The sequence below is a fragment of the Pseudoalteromonas translucida KMM 520 genome (genome assembly GCF_001465295.1).
In the GTDB taxonomy this organism is placed as follows: Bacteria; Pseudomonadota; Gammaproteobacteria; order Enterobacterales; family Alteromonadaceae; genus Pseudoalteromonas; species Pseudoalteromonas translucida.
Genome location: NZ_CP011034.1, coordinates 2,612,318 through 2,637,643, shown reverse-complemented (window position 1 = coordinate 2,637,643; position 25,326 = coordinate 2,612,318). Strand labels below are relative to the sequence as shown.

Genomic DNA, 25,326 nt, shown 5'->3' with positions numbered 1-25,326 from the left:
AACAGCCAGTCTAGTGCAAAGCAACTTAATAGCCATCATTTATATGTTTAAAGGCACTTATTTTGTTTATTAGTTTATCGTCATAGCCATTTTTTTTATCAGTGATAGCAAGTGCTCTATGTGCTCACCCACTTCAATTTTTTGACTTGTTTGTACTATAAGTTGCTCACGGCTTAAGTCTTTATTGGTTTTTAACTGAATAAGATTACTATTTTCAGCAATGGCATTGGTGTGCTCAATGCCCGCAATTGCAAAATGATCTGACTTTTCAAGGCCTGCCATTACTTGTTCTATGCTGCCAACTTTAATACTAGATGATTTGTTTAATCCATCAATGGCTTCATTAAGCATAAGCTGTACGGGTTTAGATTGTGAAAAACAGCCAAACATAGGGTAGTGATCTAGCTCTTGTTTGCTAATGTCGGTTTTATGCGCAAGCGGATGATTTTTAGAAACAAATAGAATTAGCTGATCAGGTAAGTGAATATCACTACCAATACTGTTTATGGCTTGCGAATAAACACTAATATCTATTTCGCCCTGTTGCAGTTTACGCGAAAGTTCGTGTTTATCTTGAAGTTGCATTTCAATTTTAATATGTGGATATTGATTTAAAAATTGCCCACATGAAATAGGTACAACACTGCTTGCTTTGTTGGTGTAGCCAATAATTAGCTTTTTTTCAATAGTGCCATTAATAGATTGAAAAATACGCTGTTTAGTTAATGCCAACTCACTAAGCGTATTTTTAGCATAATCAAGAAAAAGTTCGCCCGCATCAGTAAGGTGTACCGAGCGAGTAGAGCGCTTAACTAACTCATAGCCTATTTCTTCTTCAAGAGTTTGAATGCTACGTGTAAGCGCTGACGTGCTTATTTTAGTTTGTTCTGCGGCTTGTCTGAAGTGGCGTAACATGCCAAGTGCTATGAATTGTTCCAGTTGTTCAAATCTCACTTTATAGTCCCTTTTTATAAGTAAGTCGCATATACGCGAACATAGTAATATTACTTATTAATCTATTAAAATTAATAAGTAATATTTAAATGTGATTGTAAATTTATAATAAATCTCAATTAGCATATCCCTCTTTTAGTATTAATTAAAGAGTGAAATTGTTAAATAGTATTATCCTTTAGGTTAATAACTAATAGTTTGTTATGTGTTTTAAGCTTTTATTATGCAATTAACATATAAAGTAGCCTTGTCTCAAAGAGCAAAAAAGCCACTGCGTAAAATTATTACTTGAAACAATAAACTTTTATTCAATAAAGTTGCGGCTAACCCGGGTACTTAGCGGTTTATTTTCAATGCTTTGCAGTTCTATTTCAATGGCATCGCAAGAAATGTGAATTTCAAATAACGAAGTTAATAACGATAAACTTAAGCAAGTAAGGCTAACGCCAAATAAAATAATCCCAGTAGTATTGAGCTCTATAAATAACGCAAACATGGAAAGTGTGCATAGTAAAAAAGATACAACCCCATATACCTGCATGGTTCTTATAAGTTTTATACGTTTTCTTAAATTAGTTATTTGCGCAACAACAACCGGGCGAATTGATTCACCTTCTCGGGCGTTTAATTCTCTAATTAATTGTGCTAACACTAAAAATCGGTTTGTATAGGCAAGTAATAACAATGAAATAGCCGGAAAAAGTAATCCTGGAGTTGTAAGTGTCATATTTATTCCTGCAAGCTGGCTAGTTTATGAATTAACACATTAATGAAAGGCATTGTAAACACAAATAAATGAGGTGAAAATTGCAAAATACTAATAGTGATAACTTAACCGTTGACCCTTTCACATGGATAACAATATATCGCGCTGAAAATAGTTTAGAAGCGAATATAATTAAAGGCTTAATTTTAAATGATGGCATAGAGTGTCAAATTAAAGGTGAAATGCTGCAAGGAGCTTTGGGAGAAATACCGTTTGATCAGGCTCAAGCCAGTGTGCAGGTTTATGCGATAAAAGAGCGCCATGCGCGACAAATATTGGTAAACTACCAGCAAGTAAAACAATCAGCTCCAGATTGGGTGTGTCCTAATTGTAATGAGCATAATGGATCAACATTTGAATTTTGTTGGTCATGCGAGACGTTAAAAAATGACAAAAGCAAATAACTTTCAGCGTATTAGAGAACTAAACTACTTACAAAAAGCAGTGTTAGCCAGTGCTTTAATTGAACGTATGCTACCTAACTATGGCTTATTTAGTGAAGCAACTGGGTTTGGTGACGAAACCGTTTTACGCAGTGCTTTAAATGTGTGTTGGGAAAAAATACTGCTACCAAAAAGTAAGATTGATCTTGAAAAGCAAATCGAAAAAATAGAACCCAATGTGCCTGAGCTAGCTGACTTTGATATGTTTGGTACGTATCCGGCAATTGATGCCGCGACCGCATTATTAAGCCTTATGCATGGTTTAATGGCGCAAGATGAGCAAGAGCTCATAAATATAAGTAAAATATCGCAAGCAACGGTTGCCCGCTTTATTGAATATCAAATGACGGTTGAAGGTGAAGTTGCCGATAACAAAGCAATACGAGAACACCCACTAATGCAATACGAGATGGATGTATTAGGCGAGCTAATTGACTTTGTAGAAGCCATGGGCCGTGTGACCTCTGATAATGTTAAAGAACTTAAAAAACATGTGCTTGCAGATGGGCAAACCAATATTGGTTTAACATTATAAAACGTAAATAATTTAGTTTAAAAAGCACCTAAATAGGTGGCAGGAGAAAAACAGTGCGAATTTTGGGCATTGAATCGTCATGCGATGAAACCGGTATTGCTATATACGATGACGAAAAAGGTTTATTGGCGCATCAATTATATAGCCAAGTAAAAGTACACGCAGATTATGGCGGTGTAGTGCCAGAGCTGGCATCACGGGATCATGTACGTAAAACACTGCCCCTTATCGACGCTGCATTTGCACAAGCGGGTTGCGGCCCTGAAGATTTAGATGGCGTTGCATATACAGCAGGTCCAGGTTTAGTTGGCGCACTTTTAGTTGGCACCTCAATTGGTCGCTCTCTTGCTTATGGTTGGGATATTCCCGCAGTAGCAGTGCATCATATGGAAGGGCATTTATTAGCGCCCATGCTTGAGGAAAATGTTCCTGAGTTTCCGTTTATTGCTTTGCTAGTATCGGGTGGACACACCATGATGGTTAAAGTAGCTGGTATTGGCCAATATGAAGTGCTGGGTGAGTCGGTTGATGATGCAGCAGGCGAAGCATTTGATAAAACAGCAAAATTACTAGGACTAGATTATCCCGGTGGCCCACGTTTAGCTGAAATGGCAGAGCAGGGGGTCGCTAAGCGATTTATATTTCCACGTCCGATGACAGACAAGCCCGGCTTAGATTTTAGTTTTAGTGGTTTAAAAACAGCAGCATCTATCACTATTCGTGAAAACAATGATGACGAGCAAACTAAAGCCGATATAGCGCATGCATTTCAAACCGCGGTTATCGATACCTTGGTAATAAAATGCAAACGTGCACTTAAGCAAACAGGTATAAAACGGTTAGTAATTGCTGGTGGTGTAAGTGCTAATACGCAGTTACGTTTGCAGTTAGAGCGTGTGATGCAAGGTATGAAAGGCCAAGTGTATTATCCGCGTACCGAATTTTGTACCGACAATGGCGCTATGATTGCGTACGCAGGGATGCAAAGATTAAAAGCAGGGCAATTTGCTACCCTTGATATGAAAACTAAACCACGCTGGCCAATCGACAGTTTAGAAGCTATTTAATAGCAGTTAAATATCGCTTTTTTCATCAGTGGGTGCTTTTTTAGCGCCCACTTTTGGCTCGTCACCACTAAATAACCGTGCGATATTAGAGCGATGCCTAAAAATAATTAGTACTGTAATAAAGGTAACGGGTAGCGTATAAAGTGGCTTTATTAACCAAGTGTATAAAGGTGCAAGCGAAACCGCAACTAAGGCAGCAAGAGAAGAATAGCGCGTTATTGCTACCATAATAAACCAAGTACAAATTAACAAACCCGCCAGAGATAGCCCTATAGGTAATAAAGACCCAAAAGCAGTGGCTACCGCTTTACCTCCTTTAAAACCAAAAAATAACGGGAACATGTGCCCTAAACAGGCAGCCACAGCGACTAAACCAAGCGCAAGCGGCTCAAGATCTAAAAAGTAGGCCCCCCAAACAGGAATAGTGCCTTTTAAAATATCAAATACCAGCACTAAACAAGCGGGTAGTGCGCCCCCCAGCCGATAAACATTAGTTGCCCCTGGATTATTAGAGCCATTACTACGCGGATCGGGGAGTTTAAATAACCTCGAGACGAGTATGGCCGACGAAATCGACCCAAGTAAATAGGCTAAAATAAACATTAAAGTGGCTAACACGTGCTTCCTTATTTTTTAATTGTACTTTTTCGGCTATTATTGACGTCAAAATTTATAAACTGCTTTAATTACTAACTAGTATAGCTACCTTGTTATTGTAGAAGTAATTTATATGTATTTAAACACTGATTAAAGTATATACAGTATTAATTTAATTGATACATTATGCAGTTAACTCAGTGGCTTGTTACTGTCATTAGGAGCATTAATGGACAAGGTATTTATATCGCAATTACACGTCGACACTATTATTGGAGTGTACGACTTTGAAAAAGAAAGTAAACAAAGCCTTTACTTTGACGTTGAAATGTTAAGTGATATTAAACCTGCAGCTGCAAACGATGATATTAATTTAGCACTCGATTATGCAAAAGTAAGTGAGCGGATCATTGAGCACAGTACGGTAAAACCGGTAGAACTGCTCGAAACCTTAGTTGAGCAATTAGCGCATATAATTTTGACTGAGTTTAATACCCCACAAGTGACTATTCGAGTAAGTAAACCTGCAGCCGTTGCTCAGGCGCAAACTGTGGGTGTTGAAATTACGCGTACTAAGGCAAGTATTTAAATGGCGCAAATTTATATTAGTTTAGGGTCAAATATTAATAAGGCGCATTATATGCGCTGCGCGCTTATAGCGCTTAAGCCGCACTTTAACGACTTAGTGCATTCCTCAGTATTTGAAAGTGAAGCGGTTGGATTTGCTGGTAATAACTTTTATAACTCGGTAGTTGGTGCTACAACCGATATGCCATTAGCAAATGTATGTAGCTTACTAAAGCAAATTGAGCGCAATAATGGTCGCACTGCAAACGATAAAAAGTTTAGCCCGCGGACCCTCGATTTAGATTTACTATTTTATGATGATGTAATTTGCGACTCTCCCGCACAGTTACCACGTGACGAAATTACAAAAAACGCCTTTGTATTACAGCCTCTAGCTGAAGTAGCCCCGCATTTTTATCACCCTGTTGCACAGCAAACCATTGCCGAGCTTTGGCGCGAGTACAACAACCCTCAACAAAGACTATGGAAGGTGGAGTTTTCTAACCCATGAGTATTATTGAAATTATTGTTTTAGCTCTTATTCAGGGATTTACTGAATTTTTGCCTATTTCTAGCTCTGCGCACTTAATTTTACCATCGCAAATATTGGGCTGGAAAGATCAAGGGTTAGCATTTGATGTTGCTGTACACGTAGGTACTTTAATTGCAGTAGTGATTTATTTTCGTAAAGAAGTAAGCAGCATACTTAGTGCATGGTTTAAGTCGTTTGGTGCGCAAGGTAGCACAGATGACAGTAAATTAGGCTGGTGGATAATTTTAGGCACAATTCCAGCCGCTATTTTAGGTTTGCTTTTAAAAGATATGATTGAGCTCTATTTGCGTAGCGCATGGGTGATCGCAGTTACCACCATTATATTTGGTTTATTGCTTTGGTATGCGGATGCAAAAGGTAAGCAAACTAAAACGATTTATCAGCTAAATTGGAAAACCGCGCTTATTATAGGCCTAGCACAGGCCGTTGCTATGATCCCAGGCACGTCACGTTCAGGTATTACTATGACCGCGGGTTTAATGCTTGGCATGAATAAACAAAGCGCTGCACGCTTTTCGTTTTTACTGGCAATACCTATTATTTCTATGATGGGCCTTTACTATACCGTTGAGCTTGCACTAGGGGATCATGTAGTTGACTGGAACACCTTGTTATTAGGTGTTGTGTTGTCGTTTTTATCGGCTTATGCCTGTATTTATATGTTTTTAAAAGTAATAGAACGCATGGGGATGTTGCCATTTGTTATTTACCGATTATTGCTAGGGGTCGGGTTAATTGTATTTTTAACGCTGTAATTAATATTTTAACTCGTTTAATTTAAGCGTTTAAAAGCCTTCCTAGTGTGGAAGGCTTTTTTGTCAGTGATACTTTTAACTTCAGTGGCTTAATTATTAAGTTAGTTAGGCGTTTTTGGCAACAGTGAGATGCGTATGCACAATGGTAACGAAGCGCGAATTTTGGCATTATAGCGCCATTAAACTTTGCTGCTGTGCAAAGTAAGCACACGATTAAAGGAAAGTAGATGCATATTCATATTTTAGGTATTTGTGGCACCTTTATGGGTGGGATAGCTGCGATTGCTAAATCGCTTGGCCATAAAGTAACGGGGTCTGATCAAAACGTTTATCCACCTATGAGCACGCAGCTTGAAGAGCTCGGAATTGAGCTAACCCAGGGCTACGAGGTAACCCAATTAGAGCCAGCGCCAGACATGGTGGTTATTGGCAATGCCATGAGCCGAGGCAATCCATGCGTTGAATATGTACTTGATAAAGGTCTGCCTTATACATCTGGGCCAGAATGGCTAAAACATAACTTATTGCAAAATTCATGGGTACTTGCGGTTGCTGGTACACATGGTAAAACCACCACAGCAAGTATGCTTGCATGGATTTTAGAGTATGCGGGTTTAAAACCGGGCTTTTTAATTGGCGGCATAGTACAAAATTTTGGTGTGTCGGCCAAAGTAGGCGAAACCCCTTTTTTTGTTATTGAAGCAGACGAATACGACACGGCATTTTTTGATAAGCGCAGTAAGTTTGTGCATTATTTACCGCGAACACTTATTTTAAATAATCTTGAGTTTGATCATGCCGATATTTTTGAAGATTTAAACGCGATTAAAAAACAATTTCATCATTTAATACGTACAGTACCACAAAGTGGCAAAGTTATTTGGCCAAAGGATGATCAAGCACTTAGTGATGTAATAACTCAAGGACTATGGAGCGAAAGTGAAACCTTGGGTATTGATTGGAATTATGAACTAGCAAAAGCCGATGGCAGTGAGTTTAAGGTGTTTTTAAATAATGAAAAACAAGGCACCGTTAATTGGCAGGCAATGGGTGAGCACAACGTTAAAAATGCTATTATGGCCATAGCAGCTGCGCGCCATGTAGGTATTGCCGTTGAGCATAGTATAGCAGCACTTGGCGAGTTTATTAGCCCTAAACGACGTATGGAGCTTAAAGCTGATATTAATAATATAAAAGTGTATGACGATTTTGCGCATCATCCAACGGCTATTCAAACCACATTAGCAGGGCTGCGCGCTAAAGTAGGCGATGAAAAAATTATTGCTATTTTAGAGCCGCGCTCAAACACCATGAAAATGGGCGTGCATCAACATACATTACTTGCCTCGTTGAGTGATGCCGATGAGATACTGCTTTTTGAACCAGAAAACCTAAGCTGGTCGCTGAGCGAACAAGCTGCTGCAGCCGGTATGCAGTGTTTTACCAGTACACAGGTAATTATTGATACCGTACTTGATAATATAGCAGCTAATCAACATATTTTAATAATGAGCAATGGTAGTTTTAATGGCCTGCATCAGCAACTAGTTGATGCATTGGCTAATAAATACAGCGGAGAATAATTTGCAATTTAAAGACACAATTACCTTAGCATTTAGCGGCGCGTCGGGTGCGCCTTATGGCTTGAGATTGTTAGAAGTATTAATTGAACAGCAATTTCAGGTGTATGTGCTTATTTCAAGTGCAGCGCGAGTGGTATTTGATATCGAATCCGGTATTAAGCTCTCAGGTAATGAAACCAAAGCAAGTGAGCAATTAAGTGCGCTATATAACGCTAAGCCAGAACAGCTAAAAGTATATGGTAAAGACAACTGGTTTAGCCCAGTTGCCTCAGGATCAGCTGCCCCTAAAAAAATGATAGTGTGCCCTTGTAGTGCGGGCACTGTTTCGGCTATTGCTGTTGGCGCATCTGACAACTTACTAGAGCGTGCCGCCGATGTGGTAATTAAAGAGCGTGGCCATCTTATTTTAGTGCCACGCGAAACACCATTTAATCAAATTCATCTGGAAAACATGCTTAAGCTTTCACGCTTAGGGGTCACTATTATGCCTGCGTCGCCGGGTTTTTATCATCAGCCGCAAAGTATTGCCGACTTAGTTGATTTTATGGTGGCGCGAATTTTAGATCATTTAAACATTGAACATAACCTAACAAAGCGTTGGGGTTATGGTGAGGGCAAGTCATGAGTAAGCAACAAATTGCTTTAAATATAGCAGGCCTTACCAAGGTTTATACTAATGGGGTTGAAGCTGTAAAGGGTATTGATTTACAAGTGCGAGAGGGTGATTTTTTTGCCTTACTTGGCCCTAATGGAGCGGGTAAGTCGACCACAATTGGTGTTATTTCATCACTGGTAAATAAAACGAAAGGTAAGGTAGAGGTGTTTGGTTGCGACATAGACACCGACCTAGAGGCCGCTAAAGCGCATTTAGGCTTAGTGCCGCAAGAGTTTAACTTTAGCCAATTTGAAACCCTAACTCAAATATTAGTAACTCAAGCGGGTTATTATGGTGTACCACGCGGCGAAGCACATAAACGCGCCGAAAAGTATTTAACCCAATTGGGGCTGCTGGATAAAAAAGATAAACAAGCGCGTACGCTTTCAGGTGGTATGAAACGCCGTTTAATGATTGCTCGCGCACTTATGCATGAGCCTAAATTACTGATTTTAGATGAGCCAACAGCGGGTGTTGATATAGAGCTGCGTCGTTCAATGTGGGATTTTTTACGCCAAATTAATGAGCAAGGCGTCACCATTATTTTAACCACTCATTACTTAGAAGAAGCAGAGTTATTGTGTAAAAACATAGCCATAATAGACAATGGCCTGATTGTTGAAAACACCACAATTAAAGCACTGTTATCTAAGCTTGATAAAGAAACCTTTATTTTAGACTTAAAAACACCGGCTAAGCCAGTTACCCTAGAGGGTTATAAATTTACAATGGACGACGAGCATACTATTGAAGTTGAAGTGGCTAAATCGCAAGGCTTAAACGCTGTATTTAGTGCGCTAACCGAGCAAGGTAATACCGTGTTGAGTATGCGTAACAAAGCAAATAGATTAGAAGAGTTATTTGTTGGATTATTAGAACAAGGTCGGGGCAAATAAATGTTTAAATATGGCGTAGCCTTAAAAAGTATTTGGATTAAAGAGTGTATTCGTTTTTTACGTATTTGGGTGCAAACCTTAGTGCCTCCAGCAGTTACCATGAGTTTATATTTTGTTATTTTTGGTAACTTAATAGGCTCACGTATTGGTGATATGGGCGGCTTTAGTTATATGGAGTTTATTGTACCTGGCCTGATAATGATGTCGGTTATTACTAACTCTTACTCTAATGTAGCCTCAAGTTTTTACTCTACTAAATTTCAAAAAAGTATTGAAGAGCTACTTGTAGCCCCAGTGCCAAACTACATTATTGTGCTTGGCTATATGGGCGGTGGTATGACGCGCGGAATAATGGTGGGCTTTATTGTTACCTGCGTATCGTTATTATTTGTTGATATTCAAATTCATAATATTTTTATCATTATGGCTACCGTTATTTTAACCTCTGCGGTATTTGCACTCGGTGGCTTAATAAATGCTATATATGCTAATAGCTTTGACGATATTAGTATTATTCCTACCTTTATTTTAACGCCGCTAACTTATTTAGGTGGGGTGTTTTATTCAATTACATTACTGCCTGAGTTTTGGCAAAACGTATCACAAGTAAATCCTATTATTTATATGGTTAACGCATTTAGATATGGGTTTTTAGGGGTGTCGGATGTAGATTTAAGCTTGGCACTTGGCGTTATTTTAGTATTTATTATCGCGTTATTTACCTTAGCGCTGACATTAATTAAAAAAGGTGTGGGGCTAAGACACTAATGACTGATGCAAATTCGCGTAGTATTGTATCTAACCAAGCGGGTATTCACGAAAAGCTGGATGACATAGTTAACAAGCATTTAAACGCAGAGTTTAAAAAGCCAATAGCAGCGCATACACAAACAGCGTTTGACGAGGTGAATGCTAAAGTACAGGCGTTTAATGGCCCACTTATTTTAGATTCGTGTTGTGGTGTGGGAGAAAGTACTGCTAACTTAGCTAAGCGCCATCCTGATGCGCTGGTAATTGGTATTGATAAATCGTCGCACCGCTTAGATAAACACGATGTAGAGTATAAACAAACCGACAGTGGTCAGTATATTTTGGTGCAAGCAGACTTAAACGACTTTTGGCGTTTAGCCGTGGCAGCAAACTGGCAACCTAGCCACCATTATTTGCTTTATCCCAATCCGTGGCCTAAATCTAAACATATTCGTAGGCGTTGGCACGGCGCGGCTATTTTTCCGTTTATTGTAAAGTTAGGCGGTAAATTAGAAGTGCGCAGTAACTGGGATATTTACGTTAAAGAGTTTGCCAGAGCACTTGAACTAACCGGTAATGTTTGTCAGGTTTCTGCTTATGGGGCAGATGAAGCAATTACCCCATTTGAGCGTAAGTACTGGGCCAGTGGCCAACAAAGCCACCGCTTGATTATTAGTTTAACTCAGGGTTGATTACTTTACTGCTCAAATAATGGATTAACATGTGGCGCTGGGTGGGCAATGAAATTACCCTGCATTAGCGTCACATTTACTTTTTTGAGCGCCGTAGCTATAGCTTTGTTCTCTACCATAGAGGCAATTAGTTGAATATTTTGCTGCTTTGCAAAATTGGCTGTGTAATCAACAAATAATGCCGTGTTCTCATCATTAACTATTTGCTTTATTAGCATGCCATCTAACTTTATTGCGTCAATTTCCAATTTTAAAATATTTAGTGTATTTGCAAAGTCATTGCCAAAACTGTTTATCATCACCTTAATTCCCTTACTTTTAACCATAGTTATAAATGCCCTTACGCTTGAATAATTGGCGATAACTTGTGGTTCAAATAAAACTAAAGTGATATTTTCAGGGTGCGGATAGCGCTGTAATTCGTAAGCAATGTATTCATTTATGCTAGGGTCTAATATATCTTCAATAGTAATATTTAAACTCCAACTAATTTGTGTTTTACGAAAGCGGCTAAGGCACTGCGAAAATAAAGTACGGGTTAATAAGCCATCCATACGCAAGCGTATTACGGTATTTGAAAATGCATCGGGTTTTAAAATTTCGCCCTGTGGAGTCACAATTCGTGGTGTGCACTCGTAGTGTAGTGTTTGTTTAGACTCTATATCAATAACAGCCTGAAAATAGGGCACAACGCGCTTTTGTTCAAACGCTTCACGTACTTCTTTTGCTATTTCTAAATTATATAAATACAGCGACTTTGAGTCATTTATAGCCTCAGAGTAATTAACAACACTAAGGTTACCTTGTTTTGCCTGTAAAGCCGCAATATGGGCATTTTTTAGCAGCAACGACTTATTTCCTCGGGCAATACCTGCACATAAAGTAATGTAAATAAAAGGGTTGGTTAAAAAGGGCGTATTAAAATTATACGATTGAATTAAATTACTTAGTTCTTCGTATGGTGTTTCTTTGGGCGTTAGTAACACTAATTTATTGGTTGCTACACGGTAAATACGATAATTTATATTGCTGTGCTTTTTAAAGTGTATCAGTAATTTTTTCATTACTTTGTCACCCACTTTAGTGCCGTAAAAGCGGTTTATATTTTCAATTTCGTTCACCCAAACTATGGCCATTTGCATATGGTGAACAGGGCTGTTTAAAAAATATTTTTCAAGCGCGATATGATTAGCAAAACCGCTACCAGAGTCTCTCATGGCGGCGCGTTTAGTCGCGAAGTTATACATAATTAGCAACAATATAATAATAACTAAAAAAAAGCCGCCTAAAACAGCCGATGTTGAGGCGCTTTGCGCTAACTTATTATTGATACTTTTAAGGCTTATATCGGCAGCAGTTAAATATGTAATGCCATTTTTATCAATATGCGGAATAAAAATAGTTTTAAAGTCGCCCCATTGATCACTCGATATTTCAAAAACAGGCTCAGTAGATAAAAAGGCACCAATATTAGCCTTAGTTGCCTCTGGGTATAAATCTAAAAACTGGGTTACCTTGCCACTATTTTGATCTTCTTGGGTGTAGCTAGAAGCGCTAAAATGAACCTTGCCATTAATTAGCACCATAGAATAAACGTAAGCAATATCGAGTGCTTGTGCAAGCTCAGAAAGCTGCTTACTTTTACTTTCGTAAGTTGCAAAGCTAATAGTTTGGGTTTTATTTATTTTACTGTGATAGTCATCGCCCAAAATATATTTAACGCTGGTGGCTGCATTAATAAGGCGATTATCAAGGGCGTTAATTACATCACTGCGAATAGTGCTATAAGTATAATAAACACAGATAATTAAACTGATTAAAAACAGCATAAAAGCGCTAATTAACCCATTTATTCTTAGTTTTCCTTGTAGCATATAATTCCCTTTTTATTGTTAAATTAATTATACGCAAAAAAAACAAATGCCCAATGACTTAATTGATTTTGAATTAAAAAGATAAAAAATGGTCAAAATTAATATTATTTGTCATGTCATTTAGCGTTTTTATGGCTTTAAGCGAGACATTTTCTTAATATTGCAGTAAAGTTAGCGCAATTATTAAAAACCCTGTTACTAAAATAGCACACTCAATTTAGTGTGTTTAATAGAGCAGCAGGCGTTTTAGCCACACACTAGGTATTAAGATGGATCAAAAGCGTTTTGCCGTCGCCTCTAAAGAAAGCCTTAAGCGTATATTTACTGTACCTGAAGCGCCAGACTCAACTTTAAGCAAAATAGAGCTTGAAATATCGAGTAATTTAGCAGGTTTTTTAAACGAAAACATTGCGGCAATTGAAAAACCATTACACGAAATTGAAAAAGACTTTCAGTCGGCGATGATCCCAGAAGATCCAACGTTTGTATCTGCTTATGCGCAAGATATAATGGAGCAGTTGGTTGCGCACTCTGTGCATACCGCAGCGCCTAGCTTTATTGGCCATATGACTTCTGCTTTGCCTCATTTTTTACTACCATTATCAAAGTTAATGGTAGGGCTAAATCAAAACCTAGTAAAAATAGAAACCTCTAAAGCTTTTACTCCACTTGAGCGCCAAGTGCTTGGAATGATGCATCATTTAGCGTACGGGCAACAAGACGAGTTTTATGCTAAATGGATGCACAGTGCAAAAACATCGTTAGGTGCATTTTGCTCAGGCGGTACTGTAGCTAATATTACGGCGCTTTGGATTGCGCGAAATAGGTTATTAAAACCCGATGGCAACTTTAAAGGTATAGGCGCACAAGGCTTAATTGCCGGTATGATGCATTACGGCTATAAAGGGTTGGCTATTTTAATTTCTGAGCGTGGCCATTATTCGTTAGGTAAAGCGGCTGATTTATTAGGAATTGGTCGTGAAAACTTAGTGGGTATTAAAACATGCGAAAACAATAAAGTTGATGTTAACGCCATGCGCGAAAAAGCCTTAGAGCTTGAAGCGCAAGGTATTAAAGTAATGGCCATTATTGGAGTCGCGGGTACCACAGAAACCGGTAATATCGATCCCCTTGAAGCGATGGCAGATTTAGCACAAGACATTAATTGCCACTTTCATGTTGACGCTGCATGGGGCGGGGCAACTTTGTTATCTAATACCCATCGCCATTTACTCAAAGGTGTTGAGCGCGCAGACTCAATTACCATTGATGCACACAAACAAATGTATGTTCCTATGGGAGCTGGCCTGGTGTTGTTTAAAGATCCAACCGCTACCGATGCAATTGAACATCATGCAGAGTATATTTTACGTAAAGGTTCAAAAGATTTAGGTAGCCATACACTTGAGGGCAGCCGCCCGGGTATGGCAATGTTAGTACATGCTTGCTTACGTGTTATTGGCCGTAAAGGCTACGAAATGCTAATCGATCGTAGTATTAAAAAAGCCCATTACTTTGCTAATTTAATTAAAGCAGATGAAGATTTTGAGCTGATCTCAGAGCCAGAGCTGTGCTTATTAACGTATCGTTATGTGCCTAAGCAAATAAAGCAGGCAATTGCAGATGCTGATCCGCAAACACGGATTGATATTTTTGCCTCACTTAATCGCTTTACTGCAAGTATGCAAAAACGGCAACGTGAATCAGGGCGATCATTTGTATCACGTACGCGTTTAACGCCTACTCAATACGATAATCAGCCCACAGTGGTATTTAGGGTAGTACTTGCTAACCCACTTACATCAGGCGTTATTTTAAAAGAAATTTTAGCAGAACAGAAAGAGTTGGCTAAAACAGATCCGGTATTTAAAAAGTACTTAAGTAAGTATATGTAATTAAAATATTAGCTTAAATAAAAAAGACGCTTAATAGCGTCTTTTTTAGTTTTACAATGGCAATTAAGAAAAGCTAAAGCAACTCGCTTTAATTATATTAGTGATAATTTGCTGTGAAGGCTTAATTTTTTCCATTGCTAAAAACTCATCAGGTTGGTGCGCTTGGTTTATAGAGCCGGGGCCCATTACTATGGTTTCACAACCAAGCTGTTGAATAAATGGCGCTTCAGTACAGTAGTTTACCGCTATCGCTTTTTGCCCCGCTATTTTTTCGGCTAGTTTAACCAAAGCGCTATCGGTGCTACCAGTAAATGCCGGGATTGGTTCGTGTAAATCAATTACGCTTACGGCATTTGGGTATTGCTGGTTTATTTCGTGAGTTGCATCAAGTACTAACATTTGCAGTTCTTGCATGCTTAAGCCCGGTAATGGGCGCATATCTATATGCATTTCGCAGCAACCACAAATTCGGTTCGCGTTGTCGCCGCCATGAATATTACCAAAATTTAAGGTTGGATAGGGTATTTCAAAGTGCTCTATTGAATATTTATGCTTTAACTGTTCTTTTAAGATCAGTAGTTTTGTAATCACTTTGTGCATTACTTCGATGGCGTTAACACCACGTTCGGGATCTGAGCTATGGCCTGAGCGTCCGACTACTCTAATTGCGGTGCTCATATGTCCTTTATGTGTAAATACCGGAGTCATATCAGTGGGTTCGCCAATTATACAGCGATCCGGTTTTAAATTTGGATGTTTACAAATTTGTTGAGCACCGGCCATTGTTGTTTCTTCATCGGCGGTGGCTAAGATCAAAATAGGCTGAGTTTGCTGTTTTTCATCAAGTTCACTAATAGCTTGCAGTACAAAAGCAAAAAAGCCTTTCATATCAATACTACCTAAGCCATATAGTTTGTTGTTGTGCTCGGTCAATTTAAATGGATTATGATTCCAGCGGCTATCGTCAAATGGCACTGTATCGGTATGGCCAGCGAGCATTAATCCACCATCGCCTTTACCGCGTTTAGCTAATAAATTATAGCGACCTTTGCCGCCTTCTAATTCAATTATTTCACAGCTAAAGCCTAAGCTTTCACACCATTGTGCCAGTAATTCAATAACATTTTTATTACTCATACACAGGCTATCTTCAATGGCACTAATAGAAGGTGCTGCAATTAATTGTTGGTACATAGAAATAAATGAAGGTAAAGACATAAAAAATCCAAAATAAGTAATCAATTTAATTGCATAACAATATAAAAGTATTTATGATGAATATCAATTCACTTTTTAAGCATAAATATTTTAAAAGTAGCGCCATGAAAATAATACGACGATAATCAACATTCATTAATAAATTAAAGTCTTAATTAGCCTCAGAGCTAGTTTAAGCGAACAACATGGATAAGTAGTAATAATTTTAAATAACGAGTAAACAATGAATGTAGTGATTATTGGCGCAAGCGGTTATAGCGGCGCAGAACTAGCAAGTTTAGTTGCTAAGCACCCTAAACTAATTTTAACTGGCTGTTATGTATCTCAAGGTAGCTTAGATAAAAATAAACTGCTGAGTGATTTATACCCCGAACACTTAGGGCTACTCGATCAGCCTTTACTACCTCTTAGTGAATCTGCTTTTAGCGATATTGAAAACAGTGCCGATTACGTGTGCTTATGTACCGATCATAAAGTAAGCGTAGATTTAGCGCCGCGTTTTTTAGCCATGGGTAAAAAGGTATTTGATTTATCTGGTGGGTATCGCCTTGCGAGCAATGACGACTACGTTACTTATTATGGCTTTGAGCATCAACATCCAGAGTTATTAGATCAAGCTGCTTATGGTTTGGCTGAGTGGAATAGCGATGCTATTGCCGCGGCGCAATTAGTAGCTGTAGCTGGTTGTTACCCTACGGCTGCGCTTAATGCGCTTAAGCCTTTGCAGCAGGCCGACTTATTAACTGAGCAAACAATTATAATTAATGCGGTATCGGGTGTAACCGGCGCAGGACGTAAAGCTAGCATTGGTACTCATTTTTGCGAAGTATCGCTTGCCCCTTATGGTTTATTTAATCATCGTCATGGCCCTGAAATAGAGCAACACCTTGGTCACGATGTTTTATTTACACCGCATTTAGGTAACTTCCCACGTGGTATTTTAGAAACTATTTATGTGCAATTAAAACCTAATATCACCATTGAGCAAGTAACACAAGCGTACCAAGTACTTGCCGATGAGCCGTTAATTCGTTTGCTGGGCGATAAAATCCCCTCAATTAAAGGCGTAGCTAAACAGCCATATGTAGATATTGGCTGGCAGCAACAAGGCACACAGTTAATTGTTATAGCTGCCATTGATAATTTATTAAAAGGTGCTGCAGGGCAAGCTTTGCAGTGTATTAATTTATCAATGGGATTGGCGCATACCACAGGCTTAAAAGGATCGTTTTAAATGAGTAAAAAAACCTGGGTAATTAAACTTGGTGGCGCTGTACTTAATACCGAAAACGCGGCTAAAGCATTATTTTCAGTACTTAATGAGCAGCACAACGCGCAGTTTGTCATTGTGCATGGCGGAGGCGCGCTTGTAGACACTTGGCTTAAAGACGCTGGTTTTGCTAGCGCAAAGCATCAAGGTTTACGTATTAGCCCTAAAGAGCAAATGCCTTACATAGTTGGCGCGCTTGCAGGTTGTGCTAATAAACAATTAATGAGTGCGGCAATTAATGCTGGCCATAAACCAGTTGGTTTAAGTTTGTACGAAGCCGGTGTTACTGCTACGCAAAAGCTAAAAGCATTATGTTTAGTGGGTAAATGCACCAGTAACGATGATTCGATTATTAACGATTTACTAAAAATTGGCCGTATGCCAATTGTCAGCTCAATTGGTTTTGACCTACAAGGCCTTTGGTATAACGTTAATGCTGACGAAGCCGCCGCTGCAATTGCCAATAACTTAAACGCAGAACTAATATTTATGACCGATGTTGAAGCTGTGCTTGATGCAAATAAGCAGCCTTTACATCAACTAGACACAAAACACATTGATACTTTAATAAATGAAGGAGTAATTGTGGGCGGGATGGAGGTCAAAGTTAAGACCAGTCTTCACGCTGCCCAACACTTACGACGCGGTGTGTATATTTCCAGCTGGCAAAAGCCAGAAAACTTAACAGCTTTGCTGCAAGGCAAGCATGTCGGAACTAAAATTACACCATAGGTTTATTATGTTTGAGAATTTTTTAACGGGTTTAGAATTAGACCAACAAGGCGCACTTAATTTATTAAAGCTAGCGCAAGATATTAAAGCAAATCCTAAAAAATACAGCCAAGTATTAGCTGGTAAGTCAGTGGTTACTTTATTTGAAAAGCAAAGCTTACGTACACGTTTATCGTTTGATATTGGTATAAATCGCTTAGGCGGCCATGCCGTGTATTTAGATCAACAAAATGGCGCAATGGGTGCACGTGAGTCGGTAAAAGATTTTGCTCTTAATATTTCTACATGGGCAGACGGTATTGTAGCGCGCGTAAACCAGCACTGTACATTAACCACATTAGCGCAGTATTCATCGGTGCCAGTAGTTAATAGCTTGTGTGATTTATATCATCCTTGCCAAGCACTTGCCGACTTTTTAACACTACAAGAAGTGCATGGCGATGTGAGTCAATTAAAGTTAGCTTATTTAGGTGAGGGCAACAACGTAACGCATTCATTAATGTTACTTGCTGCAACATTAGGCACAGACTTTGTTGCCGTTACGCCTAAAGGATGTTCTCCAGATTCACAAATTCTGAAAAAAGCGGAACAAATAGCAGCAATGAATGGTGCATCAGTAATGGTGAGCGACAGAGTAGAAGCTGCTGTTGGTGCAAACGCAGTATACGCCGACACTTGGGTATCAATGGGCGACACCACACCACTTGAGTTAGTGAAAGAAAAATACATGCCTTATCAATTAAATAAAGCATTATTAGAGCAAACCGGTGCAACAACAGTGTTACATTGCCAACCGGCACACCGTGAGTTCGAAATTACCTCTGAGGTAATGGACGGTCCAGCGTCAAAAATTATACAACAAGCCGAGAATCGTATGCATGCGCAAAACGCTCTGCTAGTTACATTATTAAATCCAAATTTTGTTAAGGAACACCTATGAGTTCATTTAAAAAAGTCGTTTTAGCCTATTCAGGTGGACTTGATACGTCGGCCATTGTGCCATGGTTAAAAGAAAATTACGGCTGTGAAGTTATTGCCTTTGTGGCCGATGTTGGCCAAGGTGCAGAGGAGCTTGAAGGCGTAGAAGCTAAAGCTATCGCATCGGGTGCTTCTGAGTGTTATGTAGTTGACTTAAAAGACGAAATGGTAAGTGATTACATTTATCCTACGCTAAAAACAGGCTCAATTTACGAAGGTACTTATTTATTAGGTACGTCTATGGCGCGCCCAATTATTGCTAAAGCACAGGTAGAAATTGCGCGTAAAGTGGGTGCCGATGCACTTTCTCATGGTTGTACTGGTAAAGGTAACGACCAAGTACGTTTTGAATCGTGTTTTGCAGCGCTTGCCCCTGATTTACAAGTAATTGCACCATGGCGTGAGTGGGATTTATCAAGCCGTGAGTCATTGCTAGATTACTTAGCTGAGCGCGATATTCCATGTTCGGCATCGGCTACAAAAATTTATAGCCGTGATGCAAACGCATGGCATATTTCGCACGAAGGCGGCGAACTTGAAGATCCATGGTGCCAACCAAGTGAAAAAGTGTGGACCTGGACAAACTCTCCAGAGCAAGCGCCAGATAAAGCTGAACTAGTAACACTAAATGTAGTTGAAGGTGAAGTTGTTGCAGTAAACGGTGAGCAGCTTAAACCATACGATTGTTTAGTTAAATTAAACGATATTGCCTCTGTGCATGGTGTTGGTCGTGTTGATATTGTAGAAAACCGTTTAGTGGGTATGAAATCGCGCGGTTGTTACGAAACCCCAGGTGGTACTGTAATGATGGCGGCACTGCAAGCCATTGACGAACTAGTGCTTGATAAAGCAAGCCGTAAGTGGAAAGAAGTACTGGGTGGCGAGTTTGCACATTTAGTGTATGACGGTCGTTGGTTTACACCACTTAAAGACTCTATTTTAGCTGGTGCTGAAGCGCTTTCTAAAGATGCAACAGGTGAAGTTGTGCTTAAGCTATACAAAGGCCAAGTTACCGCAGTGCAAAAACAGTCGCCACACAGCTTATACAGCGAAGCGTTTGCTACCTTTGGTGAAGATGATGTGTACGACCAATCACACGCAGAAGGCTTTATTCGTTTATTCTCGCTTTCAAGCAGAATAAAAGCATTAGCTAAAAAGTAATTTTTACGCCCCTTGTTAAAAGGGGCAATATCGGGTTTGGAGAGATTTCATGGCATTATGGGGCGGGCGTTTTTCTACGGGTCCAGACGAGGCGTTTAAGCAATTTAACGACTCTCTTCCTTTCGATTATCAATTAGCAGAGCAAGATATTATAGGCTCTGTTGCATGGGCTGGCGCACTTGAGCAAGTTAATGTGTTATCAAGTGACGAGCACCAAGAATTAGTTGCAGCATTATACCAACTGCTTGAAGAAGTAAAAGCAGATCCACAAGCGGTAGCAACTTCAGGCGCAGAAGATATTCATTCACATGTTGAAGCTGCGTTAATCGAAAAAGTAGGTGATTTAGCTAAAAAATTACATACAGGGCGCAGCCGTAATGACCAAGTAGCCACCGATTTTAGATTGTGGTGTCGCGACACTGCCGATCATATTTTAAAAGCTATTGCCCAGTTAAAGGGTGAGTTTGTTGCATTAGCAGAGCGTGAGCTAGGGACTATTTTACCTGGTTATACGCATTTACAACGTGCACAACCGGTATTGTTTAGTCACTGGTGTATGGCTTACGTAGAAATGCTAGAGCGTGATGAAAGCCGCCTGCAAGATGCTAAAGCGCGGATGAACTTTTGCCCACTGGGCAGTGGTGCATTAGCGGGTACGGCTTATCCTATTGATCGTCAAGCATTGGCACAAGGTTTAGGCTTTACAGGAGCCACTAAAAATAGCCTTGATGGCGTATCTGATCGTGATTTTGTAGTAGAGCTATTAAGTTGTGCGTCTATTTCGATGATTCACTTATCGCGTATGTCAGAAGATCTTATTTTTTATAACTCAGGCGAAGCCGGATTTATAGAGCTTGCAGATAATGTGACATCGGGCTCGTCGTTAATGCCACAAAAAAAGAACCCTGATGCACTGGAACTAATTCGTGGTAAAACCGGACGTGTTTTTGGTGCGTTTAGCGCCATGATGATGACCCTAAAAGCACTGCCACTTGCTTATAATAAAGATATGCAAGAAGATAAAGAGGGCATATTTGACGCTATGCCAACGTGGCTTGCCTGTATTCATATGGCACAAGCGTGTATTAAAGGAATTAAAGTAAAAGGCGAACGTACACTTGCAGCGGCAAAAGGTGGCCATGCAAATGCAACTGAGCTTGCTGACTACTTAGTAGCTAAGGGCGTACCTTTTAGAGAAGGGCACCATATTGTAGGTGTGCTGGTACAGTTGGCCATTAGTGAAGGTAAAACACTGGAAGACTTATCGCTTGAGCAATATAAATCGGTAAGTGATGTATTTGCAGATGATGTTTATCCGGTACTAGAAATTGACGCCTGTATTAAAGCGCGTCAAGCACTTGGCGGAACATCAATTGAACAAGTAACCAGCGCTATTAAAGCAGCGAAAAAAAAACAGCAAATAACGGTTCGTGATGCTAATTTAGACGATGTTGAGTCGATAGCTAAACTGGTTCAGCATTGGGCTACGGTAGGCGAAAACCTACCACGCGCTAAAAGCGATATGGTGCATTCGATTAACGAATTTGCTGTTACCGAAATTAACGGTAAAGTATCTGGGTGTGCTTCACTGTATATTTACGACACAGGTTTGGCGGAAATTCGTTCTTTGGGTATAGATCCACAAAGCGCAGTATCAGGACAAGGGCGGCAGCTAGTTGAGCATTTATTAGCGAAAGCCAAAAAATTGGCGTTAAATAGAGTAATAGTGCTAACCCGAGTCCCCGATTTTTTTGAAAAACAGCGTTTTAGCTTTTGTACCAAAGAAAGCTTACCAGAAAAAGTAATGAAAGATTGTGAGCTTTGTTTACGTAAAGAAAACTGCGATGAAGTAGCAATGGAATATATTTTAAAGCTAAGTAATAAAGCGGAGATCCCGTGTAAATTCGTGGCTTAAACTCCCTAGATGTAAAAACGTACGGGTTACCCTCGTGCGTTTTTTTATGGGTAAAAAACACTCACTTTAGGTATAAGTATAAAGTTTTATGGTTATTTTTAACTGTCAATTAAAAGTTGGCACAGTGGTTGCTTTTGTTACAAGTGTAAAATGCAGTAACAGTCTTGATGAGAAGGTTGCTGCTAAATATAAGGTAGATTTAATTACCCCTTTTAAAGGTGTAATACAAGATTACGCCAATAATACAAAAACACTTACAAGGAATAATCACATGCAAGTTTCAGCTAACAGCCAACTACAAATGCAAGCATACAATAAAACGCAACAATTAAAGCCAGCAATGGAACAAACTGCTAGCCCTAAAACCCTGCAATCTGATACAGTAAGCTTCTCTCAAGAAGCTATGGCGGCTAGCGGTACAGAACTTCAGCGTGGTGGAGTGATAGTTGTTCGTCCTAAATAAGAGATAATAAATGGGTACTAAATGTTTCTAACTGAGTTTTTTGGTTTGTTTTCGTTGTCAGCTTTTGCCTCTTGGGGGTTTTTGATGGCATTTTTTTTTAACACCTTTGTTTTTTCATTAGGTGTAAAAAGAAATACAACCTTATTGCTCAGTTCATTTATCATGATGGCTTCGTATACAATCTCAGATTACTTTTTTACTTGGTTGTCAGTTCGAAATTCAGTATATTTAGATTGGGCTTTATATGACTATGCGACTATTTTCATACTAGCTTTAGCTTATTTCGTGACAAAAAAAACAACCTGTTCTTTTTTATATATCATTCTAGGGTTAGTACTAAACTCTATATTTAGCCTATGTATGTATTTTGATATATATGTAAGTGGAAACCGAGAGCCCTGGCTTTTTTGGGATGTTTATACTTTCTCGGTAAATATAATAGATCTATTAATGATAGTTGCTCTAATTGTCGATCGAGACTTTCTTGGCTTACACAAGCTAAAAAACAAAACCTTGTCTTTATTCAAAAAATCTAAAATAAATTATACCCCTTAATTATATGTACGTAGACTTTATTTTGGCCGATTATATAAGTGCATTTATTCAATGGGGCTTTTTAATGGCTTTTTTATTTTGCTTAGCTTCAAGTATAAATAACACAAATAAGTCACTTTTATATATTGCAGGCATTATGCTTTTCTCGTACTCCATGAGTGAAGTACTTTCTATATTAAGCAATGTATACCTCAATTTTACTCTTTATGATTTATTAACAATTACAGTATTATTAATTGTTTACTTTAAAACCTCTTCAATAAAGAATTGCCCCGCTATTAATTATATTTTAATTGGTTTAACGCTCAATTCGTCGTTAATGTTAGTGATGTATTACGACTTGTATGTATTAAATAATATTGACGAGTGGTGGCTTTGGAGTGTTTATTCAATTGGCGTTAACGTTATCGATTTACTCATGATTACAGTGCTTTTTATAAATAAAGACTTTTTGGGTTTGATAAAGCTAAAATCATCTGTTCTAAGATTAATAGGCAAAGATGATAATAGCTGTGTGGGTATAAACTCGAATGATTGATTTTTTAAGGTTTATTGTTGATTTAGGTGAAAACATAAGCGCCTTTGTTACTTGGCTATTTCTAATCGCCTTTTTATTTAATTTATCGTCGAGTATTAATAAACCTGATAAAAGTAGGGTACAGCTATCGCTTATTATGATGGTTTCTTACTCTTCTAGTGCAGTACTAAGCTTAAAAACAGTTACCTATTTAGATTATTTTATGTTTGATATTGTTACCATATTAATAGTAATAATTTGGGGTATTAAAACAAAGTTTACGATCCCTACGGCACTTATATATTTAATTACAGGAATGAGCATTAATGCGATGCTATTTTTAGGCATGCATTATGACACTGTTATTATTGGTAATATTGATTATTGGTGGTTTTGGGCTGTATACGTTATAGGTACTATCTCAATTGACTTACTAATGGCTTTGGTGCTGATTATTAATAAAGATTTATTAGGGTTAGCCTGGATATATAATAAAACAAAAATGCGAGTTAATAGTTTGAATAGCGCACTTAAGTAATGCGCTCGTTAGTTTATTTGCTGTAGCTGCAACCTAGCTTTTTATTGAGTGCAGCCATTACAATAGGGTCTACAAATTCGCTTACATCACCATTATGGCGTGCAACTTCTTTTACTAAGGTTGACGAAATAAACGAATTTCGCTCTGATGGAGTTAAAAATACACTTTCTAAATCTGGGTTTAGGCGTCGATTCATATTCGCTAGCTGAAACTCATAATCAAAATCAGAAACCGCTCTTATGCCTCTAATTAATACATTAGCATTATGATCGCGTGCCAAATCAGCAAGTAACCCTGAAAATCCTATTACTTTTACATTATCTATATGGCTTAAAAGAGTATTAGCTAGAGCTACACGCTCATCAAGGTTAAAACAAGGTTGTTTACTAGGGTTGTGAGCAATAGCAAGGATAACAGTATCAAACATTTTTGAGGCACGTTGAATTAGATCAGTGTGTCCGTTAGTTAGCGGATCAAAAGTACCTGGATAAATTGCAGTGATTTTCATAAAGTATCGCTATGTATTATTTTTAGCATTAGTGTAACAGTGTTTTTTATACAAATCAGCCTAGTAAGTGGCTTTAATTATCACGACTAAGCTATTACACAGAGTGTTTAATTATGCTGTTTTTGTTTATACTAGATAACTTATTGTGCGAAATGTAACTTGTTGAATAAAATAGAGTGTTAGTATATGAATACCAAGGATAAAATAATACACACCAGTATTTCATTGTTTAATGAGCATGGTGAACGAGCGATATCAACTAATCATATAGCCTCGCATTTAAACATGAGCCCGGGTAATCTTTACTACCACTTTAAAAATAAAGAAGACATTATTCGCCATATTTTTGCGCTGTATAGTGAGCACTTGAGCACTCATTTTAAACCTATAAATAAAAATGATGATGCATTTAGTCAGTTAACGGTATATCTAGATTCGTTATTTGAACTGATGTGGCGCTACCACTTTTTTTACGACAATTTAGGCGATATTTTGGCGCGAGATACGCAGCTAAAGCAGGCTTATATTGATTTTCAACTAGAGCTTTTAGAACAGGTGCGTAAAATAATACTTGGTTTACGCGATAGTGAAATGATTGCGATTAACGAGCAAGATGCGCTCGAACTTGCACACACGCTTAAATTAACAGTTAGTTTTTGGACCCCTTATATTAAAGCCCGCAGGCTCAGCGGTGCACTTGCTGAGCAAGATATTTATCATGGTATTTTAAAAGTATTAACTTTATTTAGAGCCTATAGTACAGATAAAAGTAGCGATAAAATGAACCAGTTACGCGAAAAATACACGCAACTTGCTCACTCAGCCCCAAGTATTCCCGCTGCTCTTAGTTCCTAGGCGTTAATTTTTTTGCTATAATCGCGCGCCCAAT

The 25,326-nt window shown here is 38.6% G+C and carries 28 protein-coding genes; 22 read left to right on the top strand and 6 right to left on the bottom strand.

The features are described 5' to 3' along the window. Positions 1–69: 69 nt before the first annotated feature. A complete protein-coding gene (locus tag PTRA_RS12155; RefSeq protein WP_058373970.1) occupies positions 70–954 on the bottom strand; it encodes a LysR family transcriptional regulator in 885 nt (294 codons plus the stop codon). Between the two features lie 304 nt (positions 955–1,258). Beyond that, a complete protein-coding gene (locus PTRA_RS12150; RefSeq protein ID WP_058373969.1) occupies positions 1,259–1,681 on the bottom strand; it encodes a DUF2721 domain-containing protein in 423 nt (140 codons plus the stop codon). An 80-nt stretch (positions 1,682–1,761) separates the two neighbouring features. Here PTRA_RS12150 and PTRA_RS12145 point away from each other — a divergent pair, with 80 nt between their 5' ends. Genes PTRA_RS12145 through tsaD form a run of 3 tightly spaced genes read left to right on the top strand, consistent with a single transcriptional unit; the run spans position 1,762 to position 3,765 of the window. After that, a complete protein-coding gene (locus tag PTRA_RS12145) occupies positions 1,762–2,124 on the top strand; it encodes a putative signal transducing protein (RefSeq protein WP_058373968.1) in 363 nt (120 codons plus the stop codon). Further along, positions 2,108–2,698 (top strand): YjaG family protein, encoded by a 591-nt coding sequence (locus PTRA_RS12140; RefSeq protein ID WP_011328962.1) that lies wholly within the window; start codon positions 2,108–2,110, stop codon positions 2,696–2,698. The genes PTRA_RS12145 and PTRA_RS12140 overlap by 17 nt, the downstream gene beginning before the upstream one ends. 53 nt (positions 2,699–2,751) lie before the next feature. Next, positions 2,752–3,765 (top strand): tRNA (adenosine(37)-N6)-threonylcarbamoyltransferase complex transferase subunit TsaD, encoded by a 1,014-nt coding sequence (gene tsaD / locus PTRA_RS12135; protein WP_058373967.1) that lies wholly within the window; start codon positions 2,752–2,754, stop codon positions 3,763–3,765. A 6-nt stretch (positions 3,766–3,771) separates the two neighbouring features. Here the strand turns inward: tsaD and plsY are convergent, their stop codons facing one another. Beyond that, on the bottom strand, positions 3,772–4,383 hold the full coding sequence (gene plsY / locus PTRA_RS12130) for a glycerol-3-phosphate 1-O-acyltransferase PlsY (protein ID WP_058373966.1): 612 nt from the start codon (positions 4,381–4,383) through the stop codon (positions 3,772–3,774). Between the two features lie 208 nt (positions 4,384–4,591). Here plsY and folB point away from each other — a divergent pair, with 208 nt between their 5' ends. The 8 genes from folB (at position 4,592) to trmB (ending at position 10,813) form a co-directional block, all read left to right on the top strand. Continuing rightward, a complete protein-coding gene (folB, locus tag PTRA_RS12125; protein ID WP_058373965.1) occupies positions 4,592–4,951 on the top strand; it encodes a dihydroneopterin aldolase in 360 nt (119 codons plus the stop codon). Further along, the gene (gene folK, locus PTRA_RS12120) at positions 4,952–5,440 is read left to right on the top strand and encodes a 2-amino-4-hydroxy-6-hydroxymethyldihydropteridine diphosphokinase (RefSeq protein WP_058373964.1); all 489 of its coding nucleotides are present in this window, start codon (positions 4,952–4,954) and stop codon (positions 5,438–5,440) included. It abuts the gene before it with no gap. Next, complete coding sequence (locus PTRA_RS12115) at positions 5,437–6,237, top strand: undecaprenyl-diphosphate phosphatase (RefSeq protein ID WP_058373963.1); 801 nt, start codon at positions 5,437–5,439, stop codon at positions 6,235–6,237. The genes folK and PTRA_RS12115 overlap by 4 nt, the downstream gene beginning before the upstream one ends. A 227-nt stretch (positions 6,238–6,464) precedes the next feature. Then, a complete protein-coding gene (gene mpl / locus PTRA_RS12110) occupies positions 6,465–7,820 on the top strand; it encodes a UDP-N-acetylmuramate:L-alanyl-gamma-D-glutamyl-meso-diaminopimelate ligase (RefSeq protein ID WP_058373962.1) in 1,356 nt (451 codons plus the stop codon). A 1-nt stretch (position 7,821) separates the two neighbouring features. Then, complete coding sequence (locus tag PTRA_RS12105; RefSeq protein ID WP_041454762.1) at positions 7,822–8,445, top strand: flavin prenyltransferase UbiX; 624 nt, start codon at positions 7,822–7,824, stop codon at positions 8,443–8,445. Further along, positions 8,442–9,371: an ABC transporter ATP-binding protein gene (locus tag PTRA_RS12100; RefSeq protein ID WP_011328954.1), complete on the top strand. Its 930-nt coding sequence runs from the start codon at positions 8,442–8,444 to the stop codon at positions 9,369–9,371. Before PTRA_RS12105 ends, PTRA_RS12100 begins: the two co-directional genes overlap by 4 nt. Beyond that, a complete protein-coding gene (locus PTRA_RS12095) occupies positions 9,372–10,139 on the top strand; it encodes an ABC transporter permease (RefSeq protein WP_058373961.1) in 768 nt (255 codons plus the stop codon). Continuing rightward, the gene (gene trmB / locus PTRA_RS12090) at positions 10,139–10,813 is read left to right on the top strand and encodes a tRNA (guanine(46)-N(7))-methyltransferase TrmB (RefSeq protein ID WP_058373960.1); all 675 of its coding nucleotides are present in this window, start codon (positions 10,139–10,141) and stop codon (positions 10,811–10,813) included. Before PTRA_RS12095 ends, trmB begins: the two co-directional genes overlap by 1 nt. 5 nt (positions 10,814–10,818) lie before the next feature. Here the strand turns inward: trmB and PTRA_RS12085 are convergent, their stop codons facing one another. Next, positions 10,819–12,687, bottom strand: a complete 1,869-nt coding sequence (locus PTRA_RS12085; RefSeq protein ID WP_058373959.1) for a GGDEF domain-containing protein — start codon at positions 12,685–12,687, stop codon at positions 10,819–10,821. Between the two features lie 269 nt (positions 12,688–12,956). On the opposite strand from PTRA_RS12085, the gene panP reads away from it, so the two are divergent. Then, on the top strand, positions 12,957–14,582 hold the full coding sequence (panP, locus tag PTRA_RS12080; protein WP_058373958.1) for a pyridoxal-dependent aspartate 1-decarboxylase PanP: 1,626 nt from the start codon (positions 12,957–12,959) through the stop codon (positions 14,580–14,582). Between the two features lie 63 nt (positions 14,583–14,645). On the opposite strand, the gene argE is transcribed toward panP, so the two are convergent. Continuing rightward, positions 14,646–15,800, bottom strand: coding sequence for an acetylornithine deacetylase (gene argE / locus PTRA_RS12075; RefSeq protein WP_058373957.1), 1,155 nt, complete (start codon positions 15,798–15,800; stop codon positions 14,646–14,648). 223 nt (positions 15,801–16,023) lie between these two features. Here argE and argC point away from each other — a divergent pair, with 223 nt between their 5' ends. The 9 genes from argC (at position 16,024) to PTRA_RS12030 (ending at position 23,929) form a co-directional block, all read left to right on the top strand. After that, positions 16,024–17,034: an N-acetyl-gamma-glutamyl-phosphate reductase gene (gene argC / locus PTRA_RS12070; RefSeq protein ID WP_058373956.1), complete on the top strand. Its 1,011-nt coding sequence runs from the start codon at positions 16,024–16,026 to the stop codon at positions 17,032–17,034. After that, on the top strand, positions 17,035–17,802 hold the full coding sequence (gene argB, locus PTRA_RS12065) for an acetylglutamate kinase (RefSeq protein ID WP_011328947.1): 768 nt from the start codon (positions 17,035–17,037) through the stop codon (positions 17,800–17,802). It abuts the gene before it with no gap. Positions 17,803–17,809: 7 nt separating this feature from the next. Continuing rightward, positions 17,810–18,742: an ornithine carbamoyltransferase gene (locus PTRA_RS12060; protein ID WP_058373955.1), complete on the top strand. Its 933-nt coding sequence runs from the start codon at positions 17,810–17,812 to the stop codon at positions 18,740–18,742. After that, a complete protein-coding gene (locus PTRA_RS12055; RefSeq protein WP_058373954.1) occupies positions 18,739–19,941 on the top strand; it encodes an argininosuccinate synthase in 1,203 nt (400 codons plus the stop codon). Before PTRA_RS12060 ends, PTRA_RS12055 begins: the two co-directional genes overlap by 4 nt. 49 nt (positions 19,942–19,990) lie before the next feature. Beyond that, positions 19,991–21,856, top strand: a complete 1,866-nt coding sequence (gene argH, locus PTRA_RS12050) for an argininosuccinate lyase (RefSeq protein ID WP_011328944.1) — start codon at positions 19,991–19,993, stop codon at positions 21,854–21,856. Positions 21,857–22,127: 271 nt separating this feature from the next. Continuing rightward, positions 22,128–22,319 (top strand): hypothetical protein, encoded by a 192-nt coding sequence (locus PTRA_RS12045; protein ID WP_058374597.1) that lies wholly within the window; start codon positions 22,128–22,130, stop codon positions 22,317–22,319. Between the two features lie 21 nt (positions 22,320–22,340). Next, a complete protein-coding gene (locus PTRA_RS12040; RefSeq protein ID WP_058373953.1) occupies positions 22,341–22,874 on the top strand; it encodes a hypothetical protein in 534 nt (177 codons plus the stop codon). A 64-nt stretch (positions 22,875–22,938) separates the two neighbouring features. Further along, positions 22,939–23,412 carry a hypothetical protein gene (locus PTRA_RS12035; RefSeq protein ID WP_083497529.1) on the top strand — a complete coding sequence of 158 codons (474 nt, stop codon included), beginning with the start codon at positions 22,939–22,941 and terminating at the stop codon, positions 23,410–23,412. Beyond that, positions 23,405–23,929: a hypothetical protein gene (locus tag PTRA_RS12030; RefSeq protein WP_058373951.1), complete on the top strand. Its 525-nt coding sequence runs from the start codon at positions 23,405–23,407 to the stop codon at positions 23,927–23,929. Before PTRA_RS12035 ends, PTRA_RS12030 begins: the two co-directional genes overlap by 8 nt. Positions 23,930–23,942: 13 nt before the next feature. Here the strand turns inward: PTRA_RS12030 and coaD are convergent, their stop codons facing one another. After that, a complete protein-coding gene (coaD, locus tag PTRA_RS12025) occupies positions 23,943–24,437 on the bottom strand; it encodes a pantetheine-phosphate adenylyltransferase (RefSeq protein ID WP_058373950.1) in 495 nt (164 codons plus the stop codon). A 186-nt stretch (positions 24,438–24,623) separates the two neighbouring features. Between coaD and PTRA_RS12020 the strand changes: the two genes are divergently transcribed. After that, positions 24,624–25,292, top strand: a complete 669-nt coding sequence (locus PTRA_RS12020; protein ID WP_058373949.1) for a TetR/AcrR family transcriptional regulator — start codon at positions 24,624–24,626, stop codon at positions 25,290–25,292. The last annotated feature ends 34 nt before the right edge of the window (positions 25,293–25,326 follow it).